The organism is Streptococcus ruminantium, assembly GCF_003609975.1.
GTDB classification, from domain to species: domain Bacteria; phylum Bacillota; class Bacilli; order Lactobacillales; family Streptococcaceae; genus Streptococcus; species Streptococcus ruminantium.
On record NZ_AP018400.1, the window covers coordinates 1,280,753 to 1,296,404 of the forward strand.

General features: G+C 39.0%; 10 protein-coding genes and 1 pseudogene. 1 reads left to right on the top strand and 10 read right to left on the bottom strand.

Annotated elements, in window-relative coordinates:
- Positions 1-3 precede the first annotated feature (3 nt).
- From SR187_RS06130 to cps2T, 7 genes and pseudogenes are all read right to left on the bottom strand, one after another.
- Positions 4-984, bottom strand: a complete 981-nt coding sequence (locus SR187_RS06130; protein ID WP_024531743.1) for a glycosyltransferase family A protein — start codon at positions 982-984, stop codon at positions 4-6.
- Positions 977-2,212: a rhamnosyltransferase WsaF family glycosyltransferase gene (locus tag SR187_RS06135; protein ID WP_024531742.1), complete on the bottom strand. Its 1,236-nt coding sequence runs from the start codon at positions 2,210-2,212 to the stop codon at positions 977-979. Before SR187_RS06135 ends, SR187_RS06130 begins: the two co-directional genes overlap by 8 nt.
- Positions 2,213-2,234: 22 nt before the next feature.
- Positions 2,235-3,437: a polysaccharide pyruvyl transferase family protein gene (locus SR187_RS06140; protein WP_120171856.1), complete on the bottom strand. Its 1,203-nt coding sequence runs from the start codon at positions 3,435-3,437 to the stop codon at positions 2,235-2,237.
- A gap of 481 nt (positions 3,438-3,918) precedes the next feature.
- Positions 3,919-4,657 (bottom strand): annotated as a pseudogene (locus SR187_RS09900) (ABC transporter ATP-binding protein); the annotation flags it as partial.
- Positions 4,657-5,463, bottom strand: a complete 807-nt coding sequence (locus SR187_RS06150) for an ABC transporter permease (RefSeq protein ID WP_024531739.1) — start codon at positions 5,461-5,463, stop codon at positions 4,657-4,659. The pseudogene SR187_RS09900 and the gene SR187_RS06150, both read right to left, overlap by 1 nt.
- A gap of 2 nt (positions 5,464-5,465) precedes the next feature.
- Entirely contained in the window at positions 5,466-6,395 is a 930-nt protein-coding gene (locus SR187_RS06155; protein ID WP_120171858.1) for a glycosyltransferase family 2 protein, read from the bottom strand.
- Complete coding sequence (gene cps2T, locus SR187_RS06160) at positions 6,392-7,540, bottom strand: beta 1-4 rhamnosyltransferase Cps2T (protein ID WP_120171859.1); 1,149 nt, start codon at positions 7,538-7,540, stop codon at positions 6,392-6,394. The genes SR187_RS06155 and cps2T overlap by 4 nt, the downstream gene beginning before the upstream one ends.
- 216 nt (positions 7,541-7,756) lie before the next feature.
- Here cps2T and SR187_RS06165 point away from each other — a divergent pair, with 216 nt between their 5' ends.
- Positions 7,757-10,309: an LTA synthase family protein gene (locus SR187_RS06165; protein WP_120171860.1), complete on the top strand. Its 2,553-nt coding sequence runs from the start codon at positions 7,757-7,759 to the stop codon at positions 10,307-10,309.
- 49 nt (positions 10,310-10,358) lie between these two features.
- Here the strand turns inward: SR187_RS06165 and SR187_RS06170 are convergent, their stop codons facing one another.
- From SR187_RS06170 to rfbB, 3 genes are read right to left on the bottom strand one after another with little or no spacing between them, the layout of a single operon-like run.
- The gene (locus SR187_RS06170) at positions 10,359-13,607 is read right to left on the bottom strand and encodes a GBS Bsp-like repeat-containing protein (RefSeq protein WP_120171861.1); all 3,249 of its coding nucleotides are present in this window, start codon (positions 13,605-13,607) and stop codon (positions 10,359-10,361) included.
- 15 nt (positions 13,608-13,622) lie between these two features.
- Positions 13,623-14,474, bottom strand: a complete 852-nt coding sequence (gene rfbD / locus SR187_RS06175; RefSeq protein ID WP_120171862.1) for a dTDP-4-dehydrorhamnose reductase — start codon at positions 14,472-14,474, stop codon at positions 13,623-13,625.
- 51 nt (positions 14,475-14,525) lie between these two features.
- Positions 14,526-15,572 carry a dTDP-glucose 4,6-dehydratase gene (rfbB, locus tag SR187_RS06180; RefSeq protein ID WP_120171863.1) on the bottom strand — a complete coding sequence of 349 codons (1,047 nt, stop codon included), beginning with the start codon at positions 15,570-15,572 and terminating at the stop codon, positions 14,526-14,528.
- Between the last annotated feature and the right edge of the window lie 80 nt (positions 15,573-15,652).

Below are 15,652 nucleotides of genomic sequence, written 5' to 3' on the forward strand. Positions count from 1 at the left end.
CTGTCATGAACCTTTCTTTTTTTCTAGTGAATAGCGTGAAATATCTTGATTGAGTTCAACAAGATTAGCCTGACGGATACCACGCCACTTTTCAATATGAAAAAGAGGGTTAATCGCTAGCCAATACAATTTTCGTTTCCAAGTATAATCATTATCTGAAATAATTTTCATACTATCCTCAAAACTTGACCTTAGTACTTGTTTCACCACCGAAAAAATCGATACCTTATTGGTTATACCACTATTCAAGCGGACATTATAAGCCTCATCAAAGATACGATGCCGGTACTCTGAAAGACGTACATCATTTGAATGTTCAACAATTGCTTTTGAATTATAAACCTTGATATAGCCCGCATCCAGTATATCCTTACCATACTCATAGTCCTCTGAGTAAGCAACATTGCGGTAACCTATTTTTTCGATGAGAAATTTACGAGGGGCGGCAGAACATACATCGCTATAAAAAGACTCTTTAGTGTATTGCCCCTTCTGACTGGTATCCAATCTCTGCCAGAAAGTTAATGCATCCGCAACTCCTTGTTCATTGAAAACTGCTAAAATATCGTATTTCATTGCAGGAAAACAATAGTGACGCGGCTTTTGATTTCCGAGTACAGCTACAATATCTGGATGGATAGCAAACGGCCGAACCATTTCAACCAACCACTGCTCATTATGTGGTACAGCATCCTGACTAAGGTAAACCATTATCTCGCCTTGACTTAGTTCTGCTGCCATTTGACGAGTTCCACCATGAGAATACTCTTCTTTTTTCAGATGGAGGAGTTTCAAATTATTGTGCTTTTGGGCAAAACGATTGATAATATTGACTGAATCATCAGTGGAACCCGAATCCGTAATCAATACATCCCAACTGAAATCCGTTACTTGTCGATACAAAGCAGACAAAGTTTCTTCTAAGTGGTCATGTTCCCCATTGTAAACGGGAATAAATACCGTAGCTTTTATTTGATTAGTCATTCAAAACCTCACGACAAATAATCGTCTCCACTTTTTTATAACTTTCTTCCCACGAAAGTCCTGTATATTTTTCACTCATCGCCTGAGCATGCTCTGTAATATCCTGACGTTCAACAGCTTGACACAATTTATCTGCCAATGAAACAGGATACGCCTCTGTATAGAGAATGTCTTCAATTTCACCAAGTACCATGCGATTATTATCTCCATCATTCATGACTGGTACACAACCAGCAACTAGGAGTTCCAAAGGTAATAATGAAACGTTCGTCAGAGAAAGTACAAGGCAAGCCACACTTTCGTGGTAAAGCTCTGCCAACTGTTCTTTATTCAAAATGCCACGATCTGTAAATTCAAAAGGAATATCATAATTTGACATATCTTGACCGAAAAACTCGATTTCATATTCAGGATGACGTTCTTTAAAAATGTTCAAAGCCATGACACCAATTTCAAAACCTCGACGTTCTGTATGAGCGCGAGCATAGAAACAAATTTTCTTTTTCTTGACAACAGTTTTTTGAGGTTTATAGATATCAATATCAGCACCAAAGTCAAAATAATCAGCCTGCATCCCATACTGACCAACTTTTTCTACAAGCCATTTTCCAGCAGTAATACCGTAAAAACCAAATTTATATGTAGCTTCTGCTAGCATGTAACGAGAACCAACACCAAAGAAAATTGGCTCAAAATCCTGAACAAAATAAAACTTATGTAACTGTTCACCTTTAAGATTAAAAACAGCATATGCTGTTTCCCAGCTAGTTGCAAATACTACATCCTGATTTTTAAAATCTTGTAGCTCTTCTACATCTACTTCTATACCGTATGAGCGTGAAAAGATTTCCTGTGCTTCTTTAGCAGATTGGGGAATAGTATTATTATGGTGGATATAGAATGTAATATGATGTCCTTTACTTTGCAAATATTTCACGAAACGCGAAATCGTTGTATGACCTCCACCGCCAGGTCCAACTGGAGGTGACACCCAGGCAATATTCAGTTTATCCTTTGCCAGCTTTGCAGGCTTAATGTAAGGATTGTTGATATAGTCAGCACCAGCAATCTCTCGTATTCCGGGCATTTGCGGAAGCTTGTTCATATCTATTTTGGCAGGAATCGTTTGTGTCGCAAGAGGACTGGCTCCAGTTAATTTCTGTTTCACTTTCCTCGCTGTAGCGCGCCATCCCTCTTGTCTATAGCTTCTGATTATCTTATCTAACATTATAATTTCCTTCTTACCTTATTTATTTGAATCGTTTCAATAGACTTGATAATTTTCGTATTGGCTCAGTTATTTTCCATGAAAACGAGGCTTGTATTTTTTGAATTTCATCATTTAAACGATCAATATCATCGTTCAAGCGCTGAATATCACCATGTAAGCTCTCCTGTTCAAAAAGTAATGTTGATATTCTATCCGTCTTTTCTCCCACAATTCTTTCAAAATCTGCTATCCGCTCTGCATCCCAGGCAACATCTCCTTCAAGCAAAGCCTTCTTAAAGGTAGATGACCAGGTATAGGCAAAAATACGAATCGCTGAGATATCCATTGGAAGTTTTTCTAGAGGTAGCGTTCGGAAAGTTTTATCATTCGAATACCCTGTAAAACTGCGGGCACGTTCTATCATCAATTCCCGAATTTCTTTATATCTTTCTGGATTTTTTAATGGCTCATCGAGTGGAAAGCGCTTAGGATTTTCAATATACTCCTCATCTGTCAAGCTATGTGGTAAGACATCCAAGCCACCATATCGCGCAGGTTCATACTTTTCTGAATCCTTAATCAAAAGAACAGGAGTTTCAAAAGCCAATGAAGGCAAGAAACAGTGCAATCGTGTCGTTACAACTGCGTGTGCTGACTGGTACAAAGCAAGCATATACTCAGCGACCGCAAATCGTTCCTCATTTTCCAAAAACGGGAAATGATAGACAGTCAATTCGATAATTTCACGATTAGTTGTTTCACGCATTTTTTCAACAACATTTTTCGGAACATCCACTGCTAAAATAAAGCCCTTTTTTTCAATTTCTGGATCACGCTGCAATGTCAATGTGAGACATCCTGAAAAGTAGGCATCTAGTCCATTTTGTTCAAAAAAGTCCAATGTTTGCTTATCGCGTGCACCAACTGGACCATTCTTCAAAAGGAACTTTAGACTTTCCTCCGATTCAAAAGCCTTTCTCACCTCATCATCTTTGGTACTTACATGTACGGAAGTGATAAGTGGTTTCAACTTTTCGGTATTCTGAGGAGGCCATCCCTTGGGTTCTCGATTGTACCAGCCATTCATAATAATCTTTGTAGGCTCTTTAGGTTCCCATTCTGCCAGCTTATCACGATCAACATATTCATCAATATGTGGTAAAAAGCGTCTGGCAGCAATACTCTGAACCTCATCACCGATATTTTCAGTTGAGTACTTCATCAGTGCGAATTTATATTCCATAAAATCTCCTATTTTTCACTCCATACTCCCTGTGCATTAAACTGCCCGCTACGGGCAGGGTTTGACTCAAGGATATTGATTTTGGGTGGTTTTCCTTCCATCGTAATATCTTCATAGCCAAGGAGCTCACGTGTCTCACTCCAAAATGAAACATTAACCGAGTATTCCCCCTTCACAAATTGTGAAGCAGGAATCTTACATTCGGCTACATATTCACCTTTTTCTTTATCAAGAAGTTCCATATCTGCTATGCTGCCGATACCAGCAATCAAATTATCCCCGTAATCGCGAAATGAGGTTCCAATTGTAAATTTTACAGGTTTATTTACTTTGTAACTCACCTCAACCCAAATATCATCTTTTAAATAAAAATTATTGGTTTCTTCTTTTGAATTTTTGGTCCGTATTGACACTATTTCTATGTCATTTTTACGTCTCTCTCTTTTATCATCTGTTTTTTTGATTTCTGTTCGGTGCTCGACATTTCGCAAGGTGTATTTTCCAGCAACCATATTGGGATCTCCGATAATGGATATTTCACCTGCATCAATCATCATCGCCTTTGTACAAAATCGTTGTACAGAAGCCATATCATGAGTTACTAAAATAACAGTTTTCTTTTGCTTTTTCAAATTCGCAAAGTACTCAAAACACTTTCTCTGAAATGCCTCATCTCCGACAGCCAGTACTTCATCCAGTACTAAAATATCACCTTCTGCCTTAATTGCAATCGAAAAGGCCAGACGAACCTGCATACCGCTTGAATAGTTCTTCAATTTTTGATCCATAAACTCTTCGAGTTCAGCAAATTCAACAATATCGCCGTACATATCATCAATTTCAGACCTAGTGAACCCTAGGAGTGCACCATTCAAGTAGACATTTTCTCTACCTGTTAATTCTGGATTGAAACCGACTCCGAGCTCGATGAAGGGAATGAGGGTGCCATTGACTGTCACTTTTCCTTTTTCAGGAACATATATTTGAGAAATGATTTTTAAAAGCGTTGACTTCCCAGAACCATTCCGACCAACAATGCCAAAAAAGTCACCTTTTTCAACTTCAAAAGATATATCTTTCAAGACATGTTGCTCTTTATAACCTTTTATCCCCCGAAAATAATTTACCAGCGTTGTCCTTAAACTATGGGTTGATTCGGTTGGTAACTTAAAATTTTTGCTGACAGAATCAACCTTTAATGCAATTTCCTTTTTCGACATTATAGAATCTCCGCAAATTTTTTAGAATTCTTTTTAAAGATGGTATATCCAACAACAAAAATTAGAATTGATAATACGTAAGGAATGGCAACCATCCATTTAGCTTCATAAATATCCCATGAAATAGTTGCTCCATCATATACAATATGATGACGAAGATCTTGTACAATCTGAGCAATTGGATTCATCATCATCACCTTCGCCACTCCCGTATGACCGCGTTGGATAATATAGGTAATCGAATAAATAATCGGTGTTGAATACATCCCGGCTTGTAATACAACTTCCCAGATTGGTCCCATATCACGATATTTTACAAATAAGCTAGAAAGGATAAGGGCAACACCTGTCGCTAACACGATCAATTCCAAAAATGCAGGAATCAGCATCAATATACCAAAATCAAGTTGTACTCCATTGATGATCGCAAAAAGCATTACTACAGCAATGTTAATGCCATAGTTGATTGCAGCACCCACAATTGAAGAAATAACAATAAGTTCTTTAGGGAAGCTGATTTTGCGCAACAAGTCACCTCGAGAAACAATTGAGAGCATCCCCATATTGGTGGCTTCTGTAAAGAAGTTCCAAGTCACCATACCAAGAAGCAGACTTACCGCATAGTGTGGAGTACCGTCGTCAAACTTTAAAAATCTCACAAAAACCAAATACATAATGGTGAACATCATAAATGGCTTCAAAATGGACCAGAGGTGCCCGATTAAGGAGCCTTGGTAGCGAAGTTTAAAATCAGTTTTTACCATTTCTCTCAGGAGAATCTGGTTTTCTTTATTTAATAAGTTCATGATTATTCCTTATAAGCAAATTTTGTCACAATCAGTGTTGTGAATATAAATGTGTGAAAGGTTTTATTTTTTTTCAAACCATACTTACGCAAGGTTCTATAACGTTCCAGCATAGGCTTATCCATAATGGATACAAAGGCTGCAATCAACTCTCTGTTCGACTTAGAAAGAGGCATCCCTAGTAAATGACTAGCTTGCTTTTGACTGCTTTTTATCAAATCCCAATAGACTTTAAATAGAATATGAGGACGGATCCATTTTTTAAATCGTTTAGATAGAGTTCTCGCACCCAAAACATTATCAGAATGCTGCCGATATAGTTCGCCTGGCTGATCAATATAAACCAGTGTTCCAAATGCGGATGCTAGCAGAGCTAAATACCAATCATGCATGAGAATATTTTCTGTTACTCGCCACATTTGTGCTAGATGATGGTTGATCATGGCAACGCCACCGGTAACTGTATTTTCTGTTAACTCCTGAACCAATTCAGTATTAGCATGATGAGATTGGGAACGAATCATACTCTCGGTCATGACCTCTAACTGTTGATCAACCACTTTTAAGTCCATGTATACCATGAGTGGTTTATCCATCGGATACATCTGAGCTTTTTGTAAGCTAACTTCCAGTTTATCTGGTAGCCAGATATCGTCTTGGTCGCTGAAAAAATAATAGTCTGCAACATCGTAATTGACTAGGCGATGGAAGCTTTTGATAACTCCTATGTTTTCTCCTGATTCCTCTTCGATAAAATGAATCCGACGATCTTGATTAACAAAATCTTGGATAATCTCTCTAGTCCGATCGCTCGAACCATCATCGCGAATGAAAAGCTCCCAATCTGTGTAAGTTTGTTCTTGAATGGAGCGAATCTGTTCTGGTAAGAACCGCTGACCATTGTAGGTCGACATGAGTATATTTACTTTCATTGTAGAAATAATTCCTCGTACTCTCGGACAATTTTTTCCCATGTATAGGATTCTTGCATGTGACTCTTTGCAATTTCTCCCAACTCCACTGCTTCGGATTGTCCGTCAATATTGTTTATAAGTTGAGCTAGATTCCCCTGCTCCTTACTCCAGTATCGTGCTCCATCTAAGGCAACTTCTCGGTTAAAGTCAATACCGAGAACTAGATTTTCATTGGTCTGAGCCAGAGCTTCCAGAAGACTGGGATTTGTCCCACCCACCTCATGACCATGGATATAAGCGCGACATTCTTGTCGGAGATACTTGAGCAGGTCTTGATCATAAACTGTTCCGATAAACTTGATACGGCTATCCGTCTCAAAGTCAGTCTCTTCTTTTAGTCTTTGGAAATAAGCAGAGCCCTGATGATTGGCTACAATGACCAAATCACGTTTAGTAGAACTTGCCATAAATTCTTTAATAGCTGTTGCATAATTATTTTCTGGAACAAAACGACCAATGATGAGATAAAATTCTTTTTCCTTAATGCCCCATTCATCAAAGTGACTGCGAACCTGCTCAGATCCCTTTGTCAACTTTGTCGGACTTAAATCCGTACCATACGCAATAAACCTTGTCTTAGTACCTGGGTATGTAGATTGAATATAATTCTCAATCCCCACATTATCTGCAATGATAAGATCAGCATATTTTGCCATCATCTTCTCAGAAAATTTTAGGTAGGATTGGACAGGTTTGGACCACTTAGCTCGTCTCCACTCCAACCCATCTGGATTGACAAATAGAGTTCCGCCTACAGAGTGAATCTTTCTGGCAAAAGGAGCAATAAAACCACCTATGGTATTTCCTAAAATATAGAAAATTGGCCTTTCTATCTGCTGTTCCTTGACTATTTTTAATGCATAAGTGATGGCCATCATATCATAAGCAATGACACGTGCAGGACCAAGTTTTGGGGGATTGATTGTAAAACAATCCGCACCCAAATAAGTTGAGTGCTGGTGGTGACTTGTATCCGATAGACAAGCCACGTGATAGCAAATGCTTTCGGACATCTGGTGTCCGACTAATTGTTGGACAAAGGTCTCAAAGCCACCATATTGTGCTGGTAATCCACGACTACCGATGATAAAAATGTGTTTCATGATTCCTCTCCATCAAATTGCACTTCTTTTTATTATACCATTTTTTCGATTTTTTTCCTAATTCCATCCATGTTTTATCTGCAAAACTCTTCCTCATTTCTCATTCGTTTGAGACCCCAAAACAAGCTTCAAGTAGATTTTGAGTTATGGAAAAAATTTGATATGATATAATGTATAATATTGAAAATAAATAAACCTTAGAATTGTTAATCATTTATGAAGTCTATCAAATACCTCATTCACCTAATTGTCGTCGTGTTCCTATGTGGTTCTTTTTTTAAATATGTAAGCCTAATCCAAAATGAACTCGGATCTGCGGATAATGATGGAACTGTCCGTATAGTAGCTGATGAAAATCAGCAATACGTTTATGGAATCCAAATAAATGGAAGATATATCGTTGAAGAATACGTTGTCAAAAATGATTGGTACGTTGTCTCCCAAAATGTAGTAGATACATTCTATATTTCACAAACTGAAGAAAATATTATGGAGTTCAAGTTACCTACCTCGATAAAATCTGTCGCATTTGAATATCGAGTTAGCGAAGAACCAAAGACAATCAAGGTGTATATTGATAATAAACTAGTGAAAACTGTAGATACCTCAGATGGCAATAGTCATAAAAATATGGTTTTCATTGAAACTCCTCAGGTATCTATGCTGACAAAAGAAAATCAGTTATGGTATTTACAAATTGCTATTTTATCCATTGGACTATTATTTTATACACTGCATAATGCGACTTGGAGAATCAAACGCTATGAATTGCTTATCCTAGTTCTTCTACTCACTACTCAACATTTGTTAGTTTCACTTATTTTTCCCTATCTTTATCGAGATAGCTTAGTTTTATTTAACTCCTCTTTTAACCAAGTCGAGATACATCAACTCCTTGCTACACTCTCCCTATCAATATTTGCTAGCTTTTTGGGCTATAAACAACTTAAAAATAGTATAGTTAAGCGCTTAAGAGTCTTATTCCTCATGGCTAGTTTCCTTTCAGTGCCAATATTATCACTCTTTATCATAGAAAATAGCTACTCACAATTTTCAACATTGTCTATAGAGAGTATTAGAAACAATTTAATCATTATCGGAGTGTTGTACGGTATCTTTGCGCTCATAACAAATTTGAAATTTGCAAGTATCTTGGTACTAAGTAGCTCAGCAATAATTGGCATCAGTAATCAAATTATGATTACCAGTCGAGGAATACCACTACTGTTTTATAATATTCTCCAAATTGAGGATGGTTTGAATGTTGCTTCAAACCTTGCGCTGAGTTTTAATAATCAGATGCTACAAAGTCTTGTTTTTACCTGTATTTTAATCACATATTTCTCTTTTCTTCCAAAATTATCTATTTCTATTCCTCTCCCCAGTGCAGCATTTGACTCGAACTATGGCTACAGATGGATGAAGCGTCTTGCTAGAGTTATCACCGGATACATTGCTCTCCTGACAATCTTGCCAACAATGAGTCAAACTGTCGTTCATAGTGCCAATATTCCCTTAGATTATTGGAAAATGTATGTCACCTATGGACAATTCGGTCTACCACTTTCGCTTGCTTCTTTCTATGAAGATAGTAAAATTTCTAAACCAGAAGGATACTCAAATTCAAAACTCCAAGAAGTACTTCGTGAATATCCTTCCGAGACAGCTCAACAGACAGTAAAACCAAATATCATCTTTATCCAGAATGAATCGCAAAGTGACTTTTCAAATCTGGCTGGACTGACTATGGAGCCAGATCCTTTGGCAAATCAGCACTCATTAGTTGAAAATACTATTCATGGTACACTAAATGTTTCTGTCTATGGTGGCGGTACTGCAAACACTGAGTACGAGGTTCTGACAAGTAATCCTATCAGTCTCCTCTCCTCCAACCTATTTCCTTATCAGCAAATTATCACCCAGGAACGGCCAAGTTTTGCTACTTATTTAAGGAATAAAAATTATGATACGATCGCACTCCATCCACAATCTGGCAACAATTATAATCGTAGAGCAGTCTACCCTCTCTTAGGTTTCAATAAATCCTATTTTCTGGATTCTACACCAGCAATCAGTAGTTTAGCACCGCTAACAAATGAGAGAGGCTGGCCATCTGACAGCTTTTTATTCAACGGAATAAAAGAGCTCTATTCTCAAAAGGCAGACAATCCTCTATTTAGCTTTGTAGTGACAATGCAAGGTCACGGAGGTTACCCAAGTACAGAGAGTGCTTATCCAAGAGAAGTTCGTATCAATGGTTCGACATCCGAATACTTAGCTGAAACCGAATTTCTGACTAGTATGAAGAAAACTGATGAAGCCTTCGCTGATTTGATTTCCTTCTTCCGTTCTTACAAAGAACCGACAATCATTGTTATGTATGGAGATCATCAGCCAAGCCTAAGTCAGGAATTTTATTCTCAATTTATGGATGAAAATGACCCATCAGCAAAATATTCTGCTCCTTTTGTTATCTGGTCAAATTTTCATATCAAAGAGCGTGAAGCTACAACCATCAGCCCAAATTACCTTGTACCATACTTGATGGATATATTGTCCGAATCTGATTATCCTCTTCCTCGGTCATCATATCAGCAATTTTTAAGTGCTATGCAAAATCAGGCACCTGTTATTACTAGCTGGGGCAATCTAGATAGCAATGGACAACAAATTGAAAATCTGGGTACACTACCACTCTATCAAACATATTTACAATTAGAATATAACAGCGCTGTTGATAAGCAGCCACTTTTAGACTTATATGAGTAACAAATAACCTCGCCCTAAACTGAGCGAGGTTATTTTACTGTCTATGTAGTTAATTATCCAAACGGTACAATTTATAACTTTCAATAACAGAACGTAGTTTTTCACCATATCGTGGATCAGTTGCATATCCCGATTGTCGCAAGGCAACAATAGCTTGCTGATAATCAGTCGCTTCTCTATAACCTTGATAATTCTTTGTTCTCCATGGAGTAGAGGTAAAGAATTTACCATAGTCAGCTATGCTTTCTTTCCATGAATTATATTTTCTAAATAACTGTTTTTCTTGTTTAAGTTCTCTGTTGCGGTATTCGTTGGTTACAATTTCGATAGTATCACCAGTCCATGTTTCGTCGGCCTTGATACCGAAGAGATTATTTCCATTAGTGGCCAAATGAGACGTTCCCCATGCACTTTCTAAAATAGCTTGAGCTAACATGACACTTGGAAGAATAGAATGGACCTTGGAAGTTTGTTTGATGGCGGGTATTAAAACATCAATAAAACCTTTTTGCATATCAGAAATAGGTAATGATTCAGTCCCTATTGCTTTTCCCCCAACAGCACCATACCAAGCCATTACCCCTTCTGTCAAAGCTCTAGCAAGACGAGTATGATACGAATCTTGTTTAATAACCTGCAACTCGGAAGGATTATCCATAAAACCAAGTTCTACTAGAATAGCTGGAACTGCTGTTTCACGAAGCACTGCAAAGGTCTCCCTTTTCACCCCACGGTTTACTGCTCCAGTTTCCTTAATCAAGCTTGCTTGAACCTTATTAGCTAAGATTTCACTTTCAGCCAATCGGGTAGGATCATTGTGTTTTTCTTTGTTAATTTTTGGTTGATACTCAGGATCATACTTATACCAGTAAGTTTCAATCCCTTTCGTATCGGTCACCCCTGCTCCTGTCGCATTGAAATGAAGGCTAATGAACAAATCAGCATTGCTTTTATTAACCCGACTTGAACGCTCCGTACGATAGTCAACATCGTAATCACCGGTACGGGTCATTAAAACATTGATACCACGTTGTACAAGACTGTCTTTCAATTTATTTGCAACAGACATAGCGAGATTTTTTTCATGAATTCCACCGTAGGAGGCACCAGAATCTCTACCACCATGTCCCGGATCAAGGTAGACTGTGTAGGAACGTGGTGCTGAAGGTAAATCAACCGTGGTAGCATTCACATAGGTCATACTGCCATCAAAGCCTCGGTAATACAAGTGAACATTGTACCTGCCAGTGCCATTTTTATGCTGAGATTTATTAACTTTCAACAGGTAGCTACCATCTGGTTGGCGATCTGCGGTATGGTAAATAATATCATCCTGACCGTTGGTCTCTGTCCAAGTTGGGACCAAGACCTTACTGATACCCTGCTGAGAGGAGACATTGGTAATACGAACATCAAAACTACCTGTTTGATGGTTAACATTGGCAATACTCAAATTGCCCGTAGTAGAAACCTCTGACAAGCTAGTCGTGGTCTGTGCAACATAGGTCATACTGCCATCAAAGCCACGGTAATACAAGTGAACATTGTACTTGCCAGTGCCATTTTTGTGCTGAGATTTATTAACTTTCAGCAGGTAACTACCATCTGGTTGGCGATCTGCGGTATGGTAAATAATATCATCCTGACCGTTGGTCTCTGTCCAAGTTGGGACCAAGACCTTACTGATACCCTGCTGAGAGGAGACATTGGTAATACGAACATCAAAACTACCTGTTTGATGGTTAACATTGGCAATACTCAAATTGCCCGTAGTAGAAACCTCTGACAAGCTAGTCGTGGTCTGTGCAACATAGGTCATACTGCCATCAAAGCCACGGTAATACAAGTGAACATTGTACTTGCCAGTACCATTTTTGTGCTGAGATTTATTAACTTTCAGCAGGTAACTACCATCTGGTTGGCGATCTGCGGTATGGTAAATAATATCATCCTGACCGTTGGTCTCTGTCCAAGTTGGGACCAAGACCTTACTGATACCCTGCTGAGAGGAGACATTGGTAATACGAACATCAAAACTACCTGTTTGATGGTTAACATTGGCAATACTCAAATTGCCCGTAGTAGAAACCTCTGACAAGCTAGTCGTGGTCTGTGCAACATAGGTCATACTGCCATCAAAGCCACGGTAATACAAGTGAACATTGTACTTGCCAGTACCATTTTTGTGCTGAGATTTATTAACTTTCAGCAGGTAACTACCATCTGGTTGGCGATCTGCGGTATGGTAAATAATATCATCCTGACCGTTGGTCTCTGTCCAAGTTGGAACCAAGACCTTACTGATACCCTGCTGAGAGGAGACATTGGTAATACGAACATCAAAACTACCTGTTTGATGGTTAACATTGGCAATACTCAAATTGCCCGTAGTAGAAACCTCTGACAAGCTAGTCGTGGTCTGTGCAACATAGGTCATACTGCCATCAAAGCCACGGTAATACAAGTGAACATTGTACTTGCCAGTACCATTTTTGTGCTGAGATTTATTAACTTTCAACAGGTAGCTACCATCTGGTTGGCGATCTGCGGTATGGTAAATAATATCATCCTGACCGTTGGTTTCTGTCCAAGTTGGAACCAAGACCTTACTGATACCTTGCTGAGAGGAGACATTGGTAATACGAACATCAAAGGTGCCTTGAGCATCATTACGGTTCTCAACGGTAATGGTACCAGTAGGCTGACTAGCTATTGTTGAACCAGTACTCACCTGAGTTTGTGAAACATTTGATGACGCACTCAATGAACTTTCTGTTCTGCTTGTGGCTGAAGTTGTTGAATGACTAGCAACAGCCGACACTGCTTTCGCTCTTATATTGGTTGAAGCTGCTTGACTACCTCCTGAGGATGTTAGAGTACTTGCAACATCATGCTTTTCCACTTCCCATTTAAAACTATAATCCGTTAATTGTTGCGAGCTACCATCAGTGAGTTGTGCTGTTAATTTCAGTGTAAAATCTCGATCGTCTTGAGAAAAGTTTGTACGATCCAGAATTGCTACATATCTTCCGTATTCATCAATTGAAAATGTAAGGGGATAGCCAACACTAGTTTCTGAACTAAACTGAGCAGTTATGCCAATAATTTCTCCTGTAATCTGAGATAAGATAGCCTTCATTTGTCCTGCTTCTTCAACCACAGATAACTGACCACCAGTATTAGCCATTGCTGTTGAAGAAACATGACTTGATGGTGCGTCTATAGTATCTGCTTGAACAAGTTGACTAGATGATAGCAACGCACACAAAGAAAGAAATAATAAGGTTTTCTTTTTCATATAAAATCCGTTATCCTATTTTTTCTCTTGTTTATAAAATTCCTCTAATGCTTCTTGCCAGGTCGGAATGATAAAGCCAGTTGCTTTCGCCTTAGCTAGGCTCATAGTTGAATTAAATGGGCGTTTAGCTTTAGCAGGGAATTGACTAGAATCCACCGGTAGTACCGTAGTATTGGTATCCTTGAGGATTTCTACTGCAAAGTCAAACCAGGTTGTATCTTCATTCGCGTCATTTGACAAATGGTAGTAACCAAATTCTTGCTTTGTATCCACTAGATGAACCATAAATTCCGCCAAGGTCCGTGTCCAAGTTGGGCGCCCATGCTGGTCGTTGACAACAGTCAAGGTGTCACGTGTCTCAGCAAGATTTTGCATAGTAAAGACAAAGTTTTTACCATAGTTACCAAATACCCAAGCCGTACGCACAGTGTAGAACTTATCAGCAAATTTCTCAACTACCTCTTCGCCTAAGCGTTTGGCACGACCGTACTCAGACTGGGGATTTGGTTGATCATTGACCTGCCATTCTTGACCAACTGACAGATTACCATCGAAGACATAGTCTGTGGAGATGTAAACAAGAATTGCATCATACTTAGCAGCTGCCTTGGCAATATTTTCAGAACCGATAACATTTATTTTGTAGTTCAATTCTTTACCTTCATCTTCCGCCATATCAACTGCGGTATAAGCTGCGCAATGGTAAACGACAGTTGGCTTTACTTCTGCAAAAAATGTATCAACTGCTTCCGCATCTGTAATATCCATTTCTGCAACATCTGCGGCAATGTATTTGATACCACGTTCGTCCAAAAGGTAACGCAATTCAGTCCCTAACTGACCATTTGCACCTGTAATTAAAATCATGTTTGCTCCTTTGTTTTAAGAAAGGCTTGAGCACTTGCCCTAGCCTTTAGTTTATTCGATTACCTCTTGCGTTTTAGCGTAATTAGCTTCGACCGCTGCTTTTTCACCTTGCCACCATTCTTTATTATCGGTGTACCACTTGATGGTCTCTTCTAAACCTTCTGAGAAGTTGGTAAATCGTGGCTCCCACCCAAGTTCATCACGAAGTTTGCTAGCATCAATGGCATAACGTAAATCATGACCTGCACGGTCTGTCACATGATCGTAAGCATCTTTAGGTTGCCCCATTTTCTCTAAAATTAGTTCAAGAACTTCCTTATTATTCTTCTCACCATCAGCACCAATTAGGTAAGTTTCCCCTATACGACCCTTGGTCAAGATAGCCCAAACGCCTGTTGAGTGATCATTGGTGTGAATCCAGTCACGAACATTCTTGCCTTCACCATAGAGCTTTGGTTTGATACCGGCCAAAATATTGGTAATCTGACGAGGAATGAATTTTTCAATATGTTGGTAAGGTCCGTAGTTGTTTGAACAGTTGGAGATAGTGGCCTTAACACCAAATGAACGCACCCAGGCTTTAACAATCAAATCAGAAGCTGCTTTTGTTGATGAATAAGGCGAACTTGGGTTGTAGTTGGTATCAGCAGTGAATTTCTCACCTGGTCCTTCACCATGCCCTGGTAAATCTTCACGTAGAGGAAGATCGCCATAAACTTCATCCGTTGATACATGATGGAAGCGAATATCATACTTACGAGCAGCTTCCAAAAGGGTGTAAGTCCCGATAAAGTTGGTATGGATGAATGGTGATGGATCATTGAGCGAGTTATCATTGTGACTTTCAGCTGCATAGTGGACAATCGCATCAGCGTTGGCTGCTAACTTGTCCACCAGCTCAGCATCAGCGATGTCACCGACAACCAACTCTACACGGTCACCCAGAATTGCTTCTAAATTGGCACGGTTACCCGCATAAGTCAATTTATCCAGAACAGTCACATGGACATCTGGATGGTTATTGTAAACGTAGTGCACAAAGTTTGAACCGATGAAGCCAGCTCCACCTGTGACAATAATATGTTTGAATTCTGACATGATTTCTCCATTTATTTTTTTATGTGCCATCTCAAGTCGTTCGGACAGCAATGATATATTGGTCAGGCTCGCTTTGCGCA